The 16,679-nt window shown below is 43.3% G+C and carries 14 protein-coding genes; 2 read left to right on the top strand and 12 right to left on the bottom strand.

Going from position 1 to position 16,679, the window contains the following annotated elements; translation table 11 throughout:
* Nucleotides 1-67: 67 nt before the first annotated feature.
* The 5 genes from RHS_RS14025 to RHS_RS14005 all read right to left on the bottom strand — a co-directional run bounded on the left by RHS_RS14025 (nucleotide 68) and on the right by RHS_RS14005 (nucleotide 6,384).
* Nucleotides 68-1,096, bottom strand: a complete 1,029-nt coding sequence (locus RHS_RS14025; protein WP_027293069.1) for a D-alanine--D-alanine ligase — start codon at nucleotides 1,094-1,096, stop codon at nucleotides 68-70.
* Between the two features lie 165 nt (nucleotides 1,097-1,261).
* Nucleotides 1,262-2,875: a L,D-transpeptidase family protein gene (locus tag RHS_RS14020; RefSeq protein WP_052377723.1), complete on the bottom strand. Its 1,614-nt coding sequence runs from the start codon at nucleotides 2,873-2,875 to the stop codon at nucleotides 1,262-1,264.
* Nucleotides 2,876-3,198: 323 nt separating this feature from the next.
* Complete coding sequence (locus RHS_RS14015) at nucleotides 3,199-4,485, bottom strand: aminotransferase (RefSeq protein ID WP_027293068.1); 1,287 nt, start codon at nucleotides 4,483-4,485, stop codon at nucleotides 3,199-3,201.
* A gap of 105 nt (nucleotides 4,486-4,590) precedes the next feature.
* Entirely contained in the window at nucleotides 4,591-4,965 is a 375-nt protein-coding gene (locus tag RHS_RS14010) for a metallopeptidase family protein (protein WP_027293067.1), read from the bottom strand.
* Nucleotides 4,966-5,004: 39 nt separating this feature from the next.
* Nucleotides 5,005-6,384, bottom strand: a complete 1,380-nt coding sequence (locus RHS_RS14005; RefSeq protein WP_395022408.1) for an aldehyde dehydrogenase — start codon at nucleotides 6,382-6,384, stop codon at nucleotides 5,005-5,007.
* A 241-nt stretch (nucleotides 6,385-6,625) separates the two neighbouring features.
* Here RHS_RS14005 and RHS_RS14000 point away from each other — a divergent pair, with 241 nt between their 5' ends.
* Both RHS_RS14000 and RHS_RS13995 read left to right on the top strand, forming a co-directional pair.
* On the top strand, nucleotides 6,626-6,799 hold the full coding sequence (locus RHS_RS14000) for a hypothetical protein (RefSeq protein WP_027293065.1): 174 nt from the start codon (nucleotides 6,626-6,628) through the stop codon (nucleotides 6,797-6,799).
* A gap of 16 nt (nucleotides 6,800-6,815) precedes the next feature.
* Complete coding sequence (locus RHS_RS13995) at nucleotides 6,816-8,204, top strand: MATE family efflux transporter (RefSeq protein WP_027293064.1); 1,389 nt, start codon at nucleotides 6,816-6,818, stop codon at nucleotides 8,202-8,204.
* Between the two features lie 135 nt (nucleotides 8,205-8,339).
* Here the strand turns inward: RHS_RS13995 and epsC are convergent, their stop codons facing one another.
* The 7 genes from epsC to RHS_RS13960 form a co-directional block, all read right to left on the bottom strand.
* Nucleotides 8,340-9,299, bottom strand: a complete 960-nt coding sequence (gene epsC / locus RHS_RS13990; protein ID WP_027293063.1) for a serine O-acetyltransferase EpsC — start codon at nucleotides 9,297-9,299, stop codon at nucleotides 8,340-8,342.
* A gap of 115 nt (nucleotides 9,300-9,414) precedes the next feature.
* Complete coding sequence (locus tag RHS_RS13985; RefSeq protein ID WP_047833533.1) at nucleotides 9,415-11,883, bottom strand: FtsX-like permease family protein; 2,469 nt, start codon at nucleotides 11,881-11,883, stop codon at nucleotides 9,415-9,417.
* The gene (locus tag RHS_RS13980) at nucleotides 11,880-12,554 is read right to left on the bottom strand and encodes an ABC transporter ATP-binding protein (RefSeq protein WP_200889735.1); all 675 of its coding nucleotides are present in this window, start codon (nucleotides 12,552-12,554) and stop codon (nucleotides 11,880-11,882) included. The genes RHS_RS13985 and RHS_RS13980 overlap by 4 nt, the downstream gene beginning before the upstream one ends.
* A gap of 106 nt (nucleotides 12,555-12,660) precedes the next feature.
* Nucleotides 12,661-13,815, bottom strand: coding sequence for a sensor histidine kinase (locus RHS_RS13975; RefSeq protein WP_395022404.1), 1,155 nt, complete (start codon nucleotides 13,813-13,815; stop codon nucleotides 12,661-12,663).
* Nucleotides 13,788-14,465 (bottom strand): response regulator transcription factor, encoded by a 678-nt coding sequence (locus tag RHS_RS13970; RefSeq protein WP_027293060.1) that lies wholly within the window; start codon nucleotides 14,463-14,465, stop codon nucleotides 13,788-13,790. Before RHS_RS13970 ends, RHS_RS13975 begins: the two co-directional genes overlap by 28 nt.
* Before the next feature lie 73 nt (nucleotides 14,466-14,538).
* On the bottom strand, nucleotides 14,539-15,870 hold the full coding sequence (locus RHS_RS13965) for an MATE family efflux transporter (RefSeq protein ID WP_027293059.1): 1,332 nt from the start codon (nucleotides 15,868-15,870) through the stop codon (nucleotides 14,539-14,541).
* Nucleotides 15,871-16,065: 195 nt separating this feature from the next.
* Nucleotides 16,066-16,551, bottom strand: a complete 486-nt coding sequence (locus tag RHS_RS13960) for a superoxide dismutase family protein (protein ID WP_242849064.1) — start codon at nucleotides 16,549-16,551, stop codon at nucleotides 16,066-16,068.
* Nucleotides 16,552-16,679 lie beyond the last annotated feature (128 nt).

The raw sequence follows: 16,679 nt of genomic DNA, 5'->3' as shown, positions 1-16,679 counted from the left end.
TTACCAACCTTCCCATGCATCTAGCCGGCTTACCATACTGCGTAAAGAAGCAGCTGCAATCCGGTTTCTATTTCTTTAATGATACTTCAATCAGCTTTTCACACAGATCCGCAAATGACATCCCGAGAGCACCGGCTTCCTGTGGAAGAAGACTGGTAGGAGTCATTCCCGGCAGGGTGTTTGCTTCCAGACAGTACATGTTATTGCTCTCATCCATCAGGAAATCAACCCTGGCATAATTTTCAAGCCGCAATACATGATATGCCATCACCGCATAATCCTGCATTTTTTTCGTAAGATCTGCAGCAAGTTCCGCCGGACAGGTTTCAATGGTACTGCCTGCCTCATATTTATTTTTGTAATCATAGAAGCCCTGTATCGGGGCAATCTCGATGATGGGATACGCTTCACCATCCACAACACCTATAGAGAATTCCCTGCCCTTTACATAGGTCTCAATGATAATTTCATCTTCATAGTGAAAAGCATTCTTTACCGCCTGCTCATATTCTTCCCGGGTATTTGCAATATAAACGCCTACACTGGAACCGCCGCAGCAGGTCTTAACCACACAGGGAAGGCAAATTCCAATTGTTTCCGGTTGTTTCATTCCCTCTGCCTTTTTCAGCATCACACTTTTGGGTGTGGGGACTCCGTTTTCCAGGAACAATTGTTTTGAAATTCCCTTGTCCATAGCCAGTGCACTGCCCAGATATCCGCTGCCGGTATAAGTAATTCCCAGCAGGTCAAATGCTGCCTGAACTTTCCCATTTTCTCCATTTTCTCCATGAAGCGCCAGAAAGACTACATCCGCTGCTTTACAGAGCTCCAGAACCATCGGCCCGAAAAATTCCTTCTGAGTTTTAACAGCCTCTTCCAGTTTACTGTCAAAACTTCTCATATATGCTGCAGCCGCATTTACATCATATGCTTCCGTAAACGCACAGTCTGCCTGCAGCCCTGTATTTCCAAAAAACACATCCAGTAAAATAGCACGGTGTCCTTTTTCTCTCAAAGCTTCACACACTTTTGTACCAGATACGATAGAGATTTCTCTCTCCGTACTGATTCCACCTGCCAGTACTACAATATTCATATGCTTCCTCCTGATACTCAATTCTTTTCATTCAATCCGCCGTCTTCATCCCGGCATAATTCTAATATGATTCTTCTTACTATGTTCTATTTTCAGAACCATCTCATTTGGGACATCTTTACAGTGCTGCTCTGTACCCTTATTCTGAGACTTTTTCTTCCTTTTCTACTCTTCGCCATCCGGACTGTCTGGATTTTCCGGAGAAGGAATATCCGTCTGAGGTGTATTCTCACTTTGGGGTGCAGTCGTTTCACTTTCCGGTGTGTTCGTTTCGCTTCCAGGTTTGTTTGTCTCTCCGTCCGGTTTATTTGTTTCACTCTGGGACGTATTACTTTCACTCTGTGGTGTATTCGTCTCCGGAGCAACCGGCGTAACCGGAGTATTAGGCGGAGCCGCTGTTGAACCCTGATAGCAGATAATCGGTGTACCTACTTCTATATTGTCATAGATGACAGATACAATATTAATCGGCGTATTAATGCACCCGTGGGATCCGTGGGTCTTATACCAGTCCCCGCCAAACACAGGCTGCCAGTTGGCATCGTGAATTCCCACGCCGTTGTAATATGGCATCCAGTAACTTACCGGAGTCCTGTAGTCCTCTCCCACAAGTGTTGCATCCCGTTCTTTATCCTGAAGCGTAAAAACTCCAATCGGAGAATCATAGTTTTTGGAAGTGTTACCCGTAACCACATCTGTATCTATTACGAGGTTTCCGTTCTTATAATACCACATATGCTGGAAATTGTAATCAATTTCTACATAGGTATCCCCGATATCATTTTCTCCCCTTGCGAAGGCAGTCTGTGCATAAACAGGCTCACGGGAAACCGATTTCCCTTCCTTTAATATATTCATCAATTCCTTTTTTTCTCCATCCCGGTCGATCTGCCATCCGTAGGTAACATTCTGAATGGTGACATGCTCCCCGCGGGATGTTTTAAAAGGCTGGGAACGTCCATAGGTATCATAATCATCTGCCAGACGATCCACATAATCACTGACTTCGCTTTCATTGAAGGTAATATTATTATTCACATCCAGGCTCATCCACTGGTTGATCGTATCGCTGCTGATAACCTCCTGATCACTTCCAAACTCATATGTAACTGTCATATTTGAATACTTATTCAGTACTTCAACTTTCTTTGTCAGACTCTCGTCCGTTGCATAAACTGCAGGTTTCAGATAACAGTCATTCTCAACCAGATCCAGTTTGGCATCACCCTCGTCCACAGCTTTTACCAGCAGTTCAAATACCTTTTCTTTATCCAGTTCATTTCCCGCTACCTCGTTTTCAACGCGGTAACCTGTACCGGCCTGTACAATCTTTGCATCTTCCGGTTTTACTATTTTTGTCTCATCAAAAAATTCCAGTTTTTCCATGCTGCTGCGAAGTGCTTCCTTATCATAAGTCGTTTTGGCAACCATGCTGTAACTCTCCGGATTAAAATAAGCATACAGCCACACCAGAGGATTCTGGCTGTCTTTGAGGGCCTGCACCTGACCGTTTGCAACATAGGCAAAGTTCATACGTGCGCCGCTGATGCTTCCTTCTTTCCCATCCATCCCCACTATGGTGATACTGTAATCCTGCACTTTATTCGCTATCATATTTTCTGCTTCTTCCACTGTCTTGGAGGAGCAGTCAATTCCATTAATAATTGATCCCGGGAAAAAGTGTTTCATAAAATATACACTTACCCCCATATAAATTGCAATCATGACAAGCACATAAATAATCGCGCCTATTAATAACATCTTTCGTGATTTTCTCATATTAATTTTCCTTTGCATGTTCATTTTTGTGGCATACACAATTTATCCGTACCTGTTCAGTATCTTCACAGGTATGAGCAAAAATCCATTTTAAATTCGCATATGGCGATGGAATTTTTGCCTGATGTCCCCATATTTTCTCAAGATCAGCGCAGTAAATGCGCAGACCTGCTGAATAGCTACATTTATTCTACCACGTCTCTGCCATTTGTAAATAAACTTCAGGAAATATTAATATAGAGAACGGGAATTTTTAAAATTTCTGCCGCTGCTGCAAAGAAAAGGCCGCAGCCCGTAATACAGGGGCTGCAGCCGGATAATTCTTATTTACTTTCCAATATTTTGTCAATACTTACCAGTTTTACACTGAGCACGAAAATGTCGGTTGCCACTGCCAGCTCTTCCGGAGTAGGATAAGAAGGTGCAATACGGATATTGCTGTCCTGAGGATCTTTTCCATATGGGAAGGTTGCGCCTGCTCCTGTCATAACAAGTCCGGCATCTTTTGCTTTAGCAACGATTGCCTTAGCACATCCCGGAAGTGCATCAAAGGAAATGAAGTATCCGCCTCTTGGACGAATCCAGGTTCCGATCTCTAAACCGCCCAATTCCGATTCCAGTCCGTTAATTACTGCTTCAAATTTCGGACGCATAATGTCTGCATGTTTTTTCATGTGTTCAACCATACCGTGAATATCTTTGAAGTAACGCACATGTCTTAACTGGTTTAATTTATCATGTCCGATGGTCTGAATTGTCATCTGCCTTCTGATCGCTTCTAAGTTTGCAGGAGATGCTGCAATTGCTGCCACACCGGAACCCGGAAAACTTACTTTTGAAGTGGAACAGAATTTATAAACCATATCCGGATTCCCTGCTTTTTTACATTCCATCAGGATTTCAATCAGGTTATCCTGTTTGTCATCATATAAATGGTGGATGCCGTATGCATTATCCCAGAAAATCCGAAAATCTTTTGCTGCCGGCTGTAAACGTGCAAATCTTCTTACTGTTTCATCTGAATAGGTAATGCCCTGTGGATTAGAGTACTTTGGCACACACCAGATACCCTTGATCGCTTCATCTTCGCTTACCAGCTTTTCTACCATATCCATATCCGGTCCATCCATCGTCATGGGAACGTTGATCATTTCAATCCCGAAATATTCGGTAATTAAGAAATGTCTGTCATATCCCGGTACCGGACATAAGAATTTTACTTTATCTAATTTACACCATGGAGTACTTCCCATAACCCCGTGAGTCATGGAACGGGCAATAGTATCAAACATAATGTTCAGGCTGGAGTTTCCGTGGATAATAATCTGGTTTGCCGGTACTTCTGTCATATCAGCCAGTAATTCCTGTGCTTCCGGAATTCCGTCCAATACGCCATAGTTTCTGCAATCAACTCCCGCTCTGCATTTCAAGTCAGAACTGCTGTTTAAAACATCCATCATCCCCATAGCCAGGTCTAACTGTGCTGCGGAAGGTTTTCCACGGGACATATCTAATTGTAAGCCTTTTTCCTTAATTTCCTGGAAGCGTGCTTCCAACTCTGCTTTTTCCTGTAACAGTTCCTCTTTGCTCATTTCCATATACGTTGCCATAATAGTCCTCCTCGTTTCGGCTTTGTCTTTTTCTGAGATACATTTGTGCGTCCTACAAACATATTCTATCGCTATCTGCTATTTTATTACTACCGTCCACATTCGTCAAGTCTTTTTTTCACTTTTATACCGGGCAATTTGGACGGCATCTTCGATTTCCAGATCTCGTTCTCCTGCCAATGACTCCAAATGGTGTCTGAATTCGTGCAAAATAGTCTTACGGAGTTTCTCTTTCAGCCTTTCTTTCGGCAATGTGCCATAAATCCGCTGAAAAGACCCATAGTATATCACAACGTACCTTCCCAGAAAAGGATTCCTGCAATACTGACCCATGATGCTCAATTCTCTGCCAACGCTCTCCGGGTGGCGCTTCTCTTCTTCCTTTAAGATAACACCTCCGCTTAATTCCCGGAAAAATTCTTCCGGAAGTGTGGCTACTATTTCAGACATCATCTCTTCAAATTCCTCGATGGTTACCATGCAGCTCCTCCTTTGCCAGGCATTATTCAAACAGTTCCTTTATTTTAAGATCATTTTTAATATCTTAAAATAGATCCCTTTATATGGAGGGTACCGAAACGGCAGATCAAGCCATCCCGCTTTTTTTAAAATACTCTTCTTGTGAGAAAAGGTCTCAAAACTATCCTTCCCGTGATATCCTCCCATTCCGCTGTCGCCAACACCTCCAAAAGGCATATGGGAACTTGCCAGATGCATTACCGTATCGTTGATACATCCTCCTCCAAAAGAAGTATGCTGCAGAAAATAATTTTCGCGCTTTCTGCTGCAGGTGAAATAATAAGCCGCCAGGGGTTTTGGCCGCCTGGATACCATCCGTATCGCTTCCTGAAGTGTCCGAAAAGTCAGTACCGGCATCACCGGACCAAAAATTTCCTCCTGCATTACCGGTGACTGCCACGTTATTTCATCCAGGATAGTAGGGGCAATCTGCAGCTTATCCGGATTCCCGGTTCCTCCTGCTATTACTTTTTCCCCTTCTATCAGACCCATTATTCGTCTGTAGTGTTTTTCATTTACGATCCTGGTATAAATCTCCACCCCATCTACCGGCTTTTGATAAAGCTTTTCAATATAGCCTTTCATATAGGCTAGAAGCGGCTCCTTTACCTCTTCCTGGACCAGAAGGTAATCCGGAGCTACACATGTCTGTCCGGAGTTCAGATATTTCCCCCAGACAATCCGTTTTGCAGCAAGTTTTAAATCAGCCGTTTCATCCACAATACAAGGACTTTTTCCGCCAAGTTCCAGACTTACGGGGGTAAGGTTTTTGGATGCTGCCTCCATAACCATTTTCCCCACCTGCACACTGCCCGTAAAGAAAATATAATCAAAGCGCTGGTTCAAAAGCGACTGATTCTCCGCTCTGCCGCCCTCTATCACCGCTACATATTTTTCCGGATAAATCTCACCCAGCATTTTCTTCAATAGTCCGGAAACCTCTGGTGAATAATTAGACGGCTTTAAAACAACACAGTTTCCAGCAGCAATAGCTCCTGCCAGGGGATCCAAAGATAACAATACCGGATAATTCCATGGCGACATCACCAGGGTTGCACCATAGGGTTCCTGGTAAATGCGGCTGGCTGACGGGAAATTCGCAAGCGATGTCTTTACACGCTTCGGTTTCGCCCATGACTCTACATGGGATTGTATATACTTCACTTCATCCAGGACAAGCCCGATCTCTGTTCCATATGCCTCAAATTCCGGCTTATTCAAATCAGCCTTTAATGCCAGGTAAAGTTCTTTTTCATATTTCTTTATTATTTTCCTAAGTTTACCAAGCTGTTCGATCCGAAATGAGATATCCAGCGTATGCCCTTCCCGAAAAAAAGTTCTTTGTTCTCTTATGATGGATTCTATTGAATTCATAGACATTTTCCCCCTTTCAAATAATAATACAGACCACTTGCTTCATTAAGTAGTATTATAACGAAGATTCTTAACAAACGCAAATAAAACTATTGTTTATTATACCCAACTTCGCTATACTATAATATTGAGAGTTAAAGTGTGAAAGAAAACTGCTTTCACATGATCTATTAATGCAGTATCGCATCTGAGCCTGCGATATGCAGAGGTATAATTTGACAAATGAAAGATTGGGAGGTGATCACACATGGAAACATTTGAGTATGTTGTGGAAGCTATTGACGGAGATTATGCGCATTTAAAGAGAACGGATCAGGAATGCGGCGAGTTAAAACTGACAGCCCGTGCACTTCTGCCGCCGGAAATTATGGAAGGCACCCATCTTCGTCAGGAATTCTTTGAATACACAATTATAGATTAGATAAGAGGTAACGTTAATGAATAACAGTAATGAATTTCTTGGTACAAAAAAAGTCAGCCATCTGATGCTCCAGCTGGCGCTGCCTGCAATTACAGCCCAATTGGTTAACATGCTCTATAATATTGTAGACCGGATCTACATCGGGCATATGCCGGATGTAGGCCCCCTGGCACTGACCGGTGTCGGGCTTTGTTTCCCCATAATTATCCTGATCACGGCTTTCAGCAGTCTGATCGGAATGGGCGGAGCTCCCCAGATCTCTATGAAGATGGGGGAAAATGACATGGATGGGGCGGAAAAGACCCTTGGCAACTGCTTTGTGATGCTTATTGGCCTGGCCGTTGTATTAACTGCTTTTTTCTTAATCTTTGGTGAACCTTTGCTTTTCCTTTTTGGTGCCAGTGAAAATACAATATCCTACTCACTGGATTATATGAATATATACGTCCTGGGAACCATATTTGTTATGACTGCACTTGGGTTAAATTCTTTTATCACTGCACAGGGATTTGCAAAAATCAGTATGATGACCACTATTATCGGTGCCATCATTAATATTGTACTGGATCCGATATTTATCTTCGGCTTTGGCATGGGTGTGAAAGGTGCCGCACTTGCAACAATTTTATCCCAGTGTGTATCCGCAATCTGGGTACTTCGTTTTCTCACCGGGAAGAAAACCATTCTTCGTATTAAAAAAGCGGATTTTAAAATTAACAAAAAGATCATTATTCCGGTGCTGGCACTGGGAGCTTCTCCCTTTATTATGAGCAGCACGGAAAGCCTGCTGAATATATGCTTTAACTCTTCCCTTCAACGTTTTGGAGGCGACCTGGCTGTGGGCGCCATGACCATTCTGGGAAGTATCATGCAGTTTGTCCTGCTTCCTTTACAGGGGTTGTCACAGGGAGCCCAGCCAATCATCAGTTATAATTACGGAGCCCGCAAACTGGATCGTGTAAAACACGCTTTTAGACTTTTGTTAATTGCTTCGATCCTATATACATCGGTATTCTGGCTGATTATTATGTTCTTCCCGCACCTGATGCCGTCCTTATTCGCAAGCAGTCAGGAACTGCTGGATATCTCAGCCTGGGCAGCGAGGATCTATGCCGGCGGTGTATTTATGATGGGGGTTCAGATTGCCTGCCAGCAAACCTTTATCGCACTGGGACAGGCCAAAATTTCCCTGTTTTTGGCGCTGCTGCGTAAAATAATTCTGCTGATACCGTTTATTTACATACTGCCGCTGTTTATATCAGACAAAGTTTTTGCTGTATTTCTGGCAGAACCCATTGCCGATATCCTGGCCGCACTTACAACCCTAACGCTGTTTATCCTTAAATTCAAAAAAATTCTCAGGGATCACGCAAAACAAAACCCGGATTCCTGCAATATTGCTTAAATGTGAATTTGAATTGTGCATAGCCAGGTATGCCTGCCATCTGGCGCTCTGCTGCTGAAAAAGAGTGGACTGCAGGATAGAAACGTCCTGCAGCCCACTCTTTCAAAAATTGCTCATTCCAAAGCGTCCTCTTATTTAATCCTGCTCAACCCGGTTAAAGAAGCCTTCCTGGCCAATCTCAGCAGTCCGTACCGTAGAACGGTCTTTAAACTGCAGTTCCGGATTCTTGATACTTACCCTTGTATGCGCCGGAACGGAGGAAGTTAAAAAGGCATTACTACCAATTACAGCACCGGTTCCAATTACCGTCTCCCCACCTAATATTGATGCGCCGGAATATACGGTAACATTGTCTTCCAGGGTAGGGTGACGCTTTTTATTTCTAAGGCTCTGACCGCCTCTGGTCGATAACGCTCCCAGGGTAACTCCCTGATAGATCTTTACATTATCCCCGATGATTGTTGTCTCACCAATTACGACACCTGTTCCATGATCGATGAAAAAATTCTTTCCGATGGTAGCGCCGGGATGAATGTCGATTCCGGTGAGGTTATGGGCATATTCTGTCATCATGCGGGGAATCAGTGGTACTCCCAGAACATGCAGTTCGTGTGCAATCCGGTTGATGGTAACCGCATATACTCCGGGATAAGAGAAGATGATTTCATCCGTATTATATGCCGCCGGATCCCCATCATAAGCCGCCTGGACATCCGTCGCAAGAATATCCCGCAGTTCCGGAAGTTTTTGGAGAAACTGCAGTACAATTTCCTCTGCTCTTGCTTCCGCCACTTCTTCCGTTAATTCACCGGTAATCTGCTCATGCTGCAATGCTTTGGCTACCTGCTTTTTCAGTTTGTACTGAATATTTTCCAGCAGTTCACCCACATGATATTCAATGGAACTTCCTTTTAAATTCTTCAATTCAAAATACCCCGGGAATAAAACAAAGCGGATCATTTCCAATATTTCAATAGTCATATTTCTATTCAAACGGTTCGTACAATCAATATTACAAATAACCGGATGCTTCTGATAACTGACCAGTAACGAATCCACTAAATTTTTCATTTCCTCCGGTGTTGCTTTATACATAGTGTTCCTCCTTAAAGCTGCCTGCTTATTTTTGCTTTCGTAATATAATATTGATTATATATCATAAAGTCACTGATTTACAAGCAAAAGTATGGGTTTGTTGATAAAACCTCCACTATTCAGAAAATCGGATTCTTTCAATCATACTTTGTTTTCTGAAATTTTTCATGATTAAATAAGTCAGCAGCAGCTGAATAATAAGTACCACGGCAATCAGAGCAGCCGTCTGCATAGCAGGATAATGGTAACTGATAATCCCAAACATGCGGTCCTTCTTCGCATTCAGGAAGGTCAGATATCCCAGCAGGTTTCCAATCCCCAGAGAAAGTACCAGTGTCCCGGCAGTGTAAAAGATTCCTTCCATCTGAAGCATCCTTACCATCTGCTTTTCCGAGAGTCCGATAGCCTGCATGACCCCCAGTTCTCTTCTCCTTACATAGATACTGTTGATCATGGTGTTCACCAGATTCATGATGCCTACGCCGCCTAAAACAACCATGAAAACATAACACAGCTGAGAAAGAAGCGCCGTTGTCTTTTTATTCGTACTTACTTCCTCTTCATAGGTCTCCAGTTTAAGAAATTCCTGTCCGTCTGTAATTTCCCGCAGCTGCTTTTCCACATTCTTAACTTCTTTTTTGTCTGCTGCTATGGACCAGTGGTAATCCATATTGTATCCCCCCAGCTCATCTGCGACTGATTTCGGGAGCAGAAAGTTGCAAAACTGATTTAAACTATAGGGCATATCAGCAACCGCCGCAACTTCAAATGACTTCTCAATACTGTTGTCTCCATTTCCCACAATTATGCGGATTGTATCACCTAACTTCCAATCGGGTGCCCAGTGCTGCATATTTTCATCCATAATAATTTTGTCACCCTGGAGCAAATCCTCATAGGTGCAGTTTCCCTCCACAATACTCTTTTCCATTTCGTCTGCATATTCTTCCGGTATTCCAATAATACGCGTATTCCAAAGCTCTTCCCCGTCTTTCAGATCCTTTAGCCGGACTTCTGCTTCACTGGATTTTGTGATCTTTTTCACTCCCGGGATGCCGGCGATTTTCTTTTCCATTTCCCCATTTAACGGATTATTCTGGCAGATTGCAGTCCATTCCCGTTCCGGATGCATTTTATCACCTCTGGAACTGTCAATAGATACCTCGAAATCATCAAACATGGCAGCTCTTGCAATCTCTACCGGATCCGCACAGGATAAAACTGTGGAAAGCACCATATATAAAATACCCGTCAGACTCAGCGTGATGATTGTCATTACTGTTCGTTTCTTATTCCGTGAGAGGTTTGCTCCGGTTAAATGTACAAGCCGCATCTCCGAATGGCCTTTTCTTCCTTTTTTCCGGGTCTTCATGCTGCCGTCATACCGCATGGCCTCTACCGGAGATATCTTAGCGGCAATCTGCATGGGACGAACCATGGAAACTGCAACGGTAAGCAGCGTTACAGCCAATGCCATAATATAAATCCATGCTTTAAATATAGGAACATCATGCTGATCGATCAGCTGCCTGACTGCAATTCCTATGGTATCATCCGGTGAGTAAACCGTCATCAAATACCTGAACCCTACAAACGATAATATACTCCCAATGATCAGTCCGATGGGGATTGCTGCAGCTGCCACCAGCATTCCTTCCCGAAATACAATCTGACGGATCTGACGTTTGGTGGCACCCAGCGCTTTAATTTTACCAAATTCCTGTACTTTATAAATCATGGAAATGTAATAGATGCTGTATATGGTCATGATGCCTGCAAAAATCACCACCAGAAGAATAGCCGCAACTCCTGCGTAAAACGCAGGGTCCACATAATTAGCCAACAGATATTCCGAGTTATCCGCTATATCTGCTTCCACAATTCCCACGTCTGCCGCCAAATCCCGGTAGACATTTTTAATTTGATCTTTTGTCATGGAATCCGCTCCTGAGACCCGGAACAGAACCCTGTATTTCCGTTCCTTCACAGGCTGTACCCGCTCCATAAAGTCTTTGGAAACCAGCGCTGAATAAACTTTCAGTTCCTTTTGCTCTTTCGACGTAGGCAGCAGTCCGGTAATCAGAAAATCTTCTCTCTTCTCATAACCGATACCGCCTGTCTCTATGGGCTGATATGGCAGTTCAATGGTATCACCTACACCTGCTTCTATGCCCATTGCCTCTAAAAGTCCGGAAGAAACTGCTATTTCATTTCCGCCCTTTGGAAAACTTCCTTTTTCCAATTCCATTTTACCAAGTCTCAAAGCCTCGTCATCCATATAACACAGCATTCCGGATCCTTCCGGTATAGAAATCTGTGCCGGGTCCTGCCGCAGACCCATGGTCTCAATCTCAGCCCGGTGGGAAATTTCCTCTGCTGTTTGGAAATCTACATTTCGGTACATACCGTGAAAGGTAGGAAAAACTTTATTGATAGCAGCCATTTGAACATCTATGGTTCCAAAACCCACTGTAGGAATGACAAATATAAGTATGGTAGTGAGAACAATTGCTATACCGGCTAAAATATTTTTTCCCTTATTTTGTTTCAGGTTGGACAGCGCTGTTTTATTTACTGTGTTCATTGGCTCACCACCTTACCGTCCTCGATGACCAGAATCCGGTCTGCCATCTGGGCAATGGTCTCATCATGGGTAATCATCACCAATGTCTGCCCATATTCATTTACACAAGCCTTCAGCAGGGAAATCACTTCCAGCTCCGTTTTGGAATCCAGATTTCCTGTCGGCTCATCCGCCAGTATAATCGCCGGTTTTGCCGCCAGGGCACGGGCTATCGCTACTCTTTGCTGCTGTCCGCCGGACAGTGTGTTGGGAAGAGACTTCAATTTATCTGAGATTCCAATCCGCTCCGCCAAATCCATTACAAAGTTTCTGTCCACCCTTTTCTTATCCAGCCCCATTGGAAGGACAATATTTTCCCATACGTTAAGCGACGGAATCAGGTTATAGTTCTGGAATATAAATCCGATTTTTCTTCTTCTGAAAACAGCCAGCTGCTCATCTTTTAAATCAAATACACTTTTCCCCTCAATCAGAATTTTTCCGCTGTCCGGTCGATCCAACGCTCCCAGCATGTGAAGCAGCGTGCTCTTTCCGGATCCCGAACGCCCCACTATTGCAGTAAATTCACCTCTCTGGATATTCATGGAGGTATGGTCGATAGCTTTTACCAGACTCTCCCCGCTGCCATAATATTTACACAAATCCCTTATTTCCAGTAACATCGTGCTCATTAGAACTCTCCTTTTCTTCTCTGTTATTCTTCCTTCATCTTACACGCTTATTCTTACAACAGCATTGCGGATAAGATAACAGATTTGTAAGAAAACTCCTGCCCGTTTAATGAACTCTGCCATACTTCTTTGGAAACGTAATCTGAAAAATACAGCCCTTCATTCCTTTTTTTACACGAATACTACCTCCCTGTTCCTCTAGTATCTTTCTAGTCAGATACAGGCCAACCCCTGTTCCTTCTGTTTCCTGAACCGCAGATGATCTCCCACGGTAAAAACGTTTGAATATCCGATGCATCTCTTCTTTTGGAATTCCAACTCCCTGATCTTCTATTTCGATCAAAAAATAACTCACCATGGGCATCACCCGTATTTCAATGGAGGTTCCCTTCCCTGAATATTTTACAGCATTATCCAGCACATTCAGTAAAGCTTCCTGGGTCCATCCGGGATCCTGCAGTACTTCTTCATCATCAAATTCATTGACCGAAATAGAAATATTCTTATCGAAAGCCTTCATAAAAACTCCGTTAACTGCGCCAAGAAGGGTTTTTTTCAGACTTTCCTGCCTTTTCTCAATCCGTATCATGTTTGCTTCCAGTCTGGACAGCTGTATTAATGATTTCGTCAGATTCTCAAGCTTTACCACTTCATGAAATCCCTGTTGTAAAAATAACTGCTGTTCCTCTTTTGTAAAGCTTCCGGTATCTGCAATCTCATAACACATTTTCAATGAAGCCAGCGGCGTTTTTAACTGGTGTGAAATATCGGTAACCAGAGCTTTTGTCTCCGCTTCCTCCCGTTTCATTTTTTCTCTTAATACCAGGTTCTCTTCACTAAGCTGCTGCAGCTTGTCGTCCATTTCAAATAATTTTATTTCTGCCTGCTGAAATTTTCTCCTCTGGTATAAGACCAGAATCCCAATCAAAAACGTCATAAAAATAAAAGCAGAAATTATTACCGGCAAAAAAGAGGAAAGCGCTGGGGAAAATGACCGATAACCAGATTCATAGCCGTATTTTTCCGCCGCTTCCTGTCCTGCTATGGCAGCCTGACCACTGTCTGCCTCTGTTTTACCCTTGAAAATGCTGACATACTCTCCTTGCGTTCTTGGCTCCATAAGAATGCATTGACCAAGCAGCTTCAGTTCTTCCCTGTGTACCGTATCAACCCATCCTATACAAGCCATTACACACCCTGTTATTACAAGAAAGAGCAGTCCTGCAAAAAGGGCTACTCTTTTATTACTTCCTTTGTCCATATATAACCCATGCCTCTTACATTCTGTATTGCATCATTTTCCAGCCTTCTTCTCAGACGGCTGATGTTAACCGGTACTGTATTGTCATCCACAAACTGCCCGTCAATATCCCAGATGGCTTCCGCAATCTGTTCTCTGGAGAAGATCTGCCTGGGATTTTCCAAAAAGAAAATCAGTAACTGCATTTCTTTTTTGCTCAGAAGCAGCAGCTCCTGTCCCTTCCATGCCTTCATCTCCCTTAAGGACACGCGGATATCTGAGCACAGAAGATAGGAGATCTGCTTTACTTCTACCCGCTTCATCAGCGCATGAACCTTAGACACTAATACCATGAGGCTGAAGGGCTTCGTAATATAGTCATCCGCCCCTACATCATAGCCGTTTACAATATCAATTTCCTGGTCCAGCGCCGTTAGAAATATGAGATAGACACTGCTCTTTTCCCTTATTTTATGACAGAAATCAATCCCATTTCCCTCATTCAAGGTTATATCACTGATAATAAGCTGAATTTTATTCTGTTCAAACAGCTCTTCCGCCTGTGACGCTCCGAATGCGGACAGAACACGATATCCTTCCTTTTCCAGCCGCATGGTAATCCCCCGGTTCAGATTTTCATCGTCCTCCAGAAGCAAAATGGTTTTTCTCACCTGATATTCTCCTTATGCCTTATGATAATCTGATTATAGAGCACCCCCAAGGGTATTGTCAACGTCTCCCAGACTACAGCCGTGCTTTTTTCCAAACACCCCGTGCGTAAAATATGACAGCCATAACGGTGGCAATGGACCATCCCACCGGCCAGGAAAGCCATATGCCTGTTGTACCCAGGAACTTTGAAAATATAAATGCCAGGATAACCCGCAATACCAGATCTGAAAAGGTATCGATCATAAAATAAATCATAGCACCGGATCCGCGAAGGACACCATCAATGATCAGCTTAAGCGCCACTACAAAGTAAAAGGGTGCCACAATCCGCAGAAAATCCGTACCAATTCCCAATGCCACTTTACTGCTTTCATTCATAAATAATCCCAGCATGGTGTCGTTGAAGAAAAAGAATGCTGCAAAAAACGGTACCGTTACTATTTCAACCATAACCAGCCCAGCCTTAAATCCGTCTTTCACACGTTCTGCTTTTCCTGCCCCCATATTTTGCGCCGTGAAGCTGGACAATCCGTTAGAAAGGGTTGTGACGGAGGTAATACAGAAGGTGTTTAGCTTGATTGCCGCTGAATAGCCGGCAATAGTCGCAGAACCAAAACTGTTTACCAGGCCCTGCACAAACATGTTTCCTACCGACACAAAACTCTGCTGTAAAATACTGGGAATCGCTACATATGCAATCTTCCCCAGCATTCTCCCTGAAAAAAGCGGCGGACGGTCTGCTGTCTTAATCTCTCGTATTCTTTTCTGCAAAGTTAAAATGGAAAGGACACAGGATATCCCCTGTGCAATGAAGGTAGCCCAGGCCACACCTGCCACACCCATTTTGAAATTAATTACAAAAACCAGGTCCAATATGATATTTCCAATAGAAGAACCGATCAGAAAATACAGAGGTGTCTTAGAATCCCCTAACGCATTGAAAATGCCCGTGCAGATATTGTATAAAAATAAAAACGCCAGACCGCCTATGTAAATGTTCAGATAAAGCGCCGCATCATGGAATATATTATCCGGCGTCTGGATCAAACGCATTAACGGATGGCAGAAAACCAGCCCCAGAACTGTCAGAACCACGCATAATACTGCGCTGGCTATAAAAGTTGTGGTAACCGCCGTCTTCATTTCCTTAAATTTTTTACCGCCGAACAGCTGGGAAATAATCACAGAACATCCTACATTGCTGCCCATTGCTATTGCCATAAATATCATGGTAATGGGATAAGATGCCCCTACTGCTGCCAAAGCGTCTTCCCCTGCAAATTTCCCGGCAATCATACTGTCAGCTATATTATAAATCTGCTGAAACATCACACTGATTAACATGGGTATGGAAAATGCCCAAAGTACATTTCTGGGCTTACCGCTTGTCAAATCTTTAATCAAATCTATCGCCTCCCTGTTTTCTTTACTCTTATGTATTATATTCCTTTTTATTTATATGTAAAGAAAAACAGCAAAAAAACAAAGGTGCCGGAAATTCCAATGCACCTTTGCTTCTGATTAATCGTTTATTTAGTTCTGCTTTTATTCGTTATCTTCTTTATCCTCCCGCTTCATCCATTTCGAAATTGCAGCTTATCAGTAAATAACACCGCAGGCTATCATTTCTCCTGCATTTCCTGACGGCTGCGTTTTAAAATCATCCGGATTTCTGTGAATGACTACGGTTTTTCCCATTACTTCACGTGCATAAAAGCGTTCTGTAAACACCATCATCCAGGCAAATCCGCCATTGCCAAAAAGCGGTGGAAGATCGCCGGCATGGTCAGGATGCTCACAATCCCGCGGGTTATAGTGACCATCAGTGTCTGCAAACGGATCCGTATTAGTTCCCGTACAGGAACCTCCACTATGGATATGGAATCCAAAAATTTGTTCCCCACATGCCCCCTTCTTCGTAGGCAGCCCGTAAATTTCAGCAATTACAACTGTTCCTCCATCCATCTGATAAAAATATACCTGCCCTTTGATGCCCGGATATTTGCTGCTTCCATGAACAACGGCGCAGGCATCCGGCATCCTATTTATCTCTTGCATTATGATACTTGTACTGGACTGATACAATAATACACCTCCTGATATAGCAGCCCCGGTCACCCCACCAGCTCAGAGCAAGTCTTGAAAATGTCTGTGTCCGGCTGGTTCTCCGGTATTTAAACTACCATGCAAAATATATATATGCCTTAATTCCA

Origin of the sequence: Robinsoniella sp. RHS (assembly GCF_001029355.1) — a bacterium.
Taxonomy (GTDB): domain Bacteria; phylum Bacillota; class Clostridia; order Lachnospirales; family Lachnospiraceae; genus Robinsoniella; species Robinsoniella peoriensis.
Note: the sequence above shows the minus strand (reverse complement) of the source record. Positions and strands in the feature narration are given on the sequence as shown.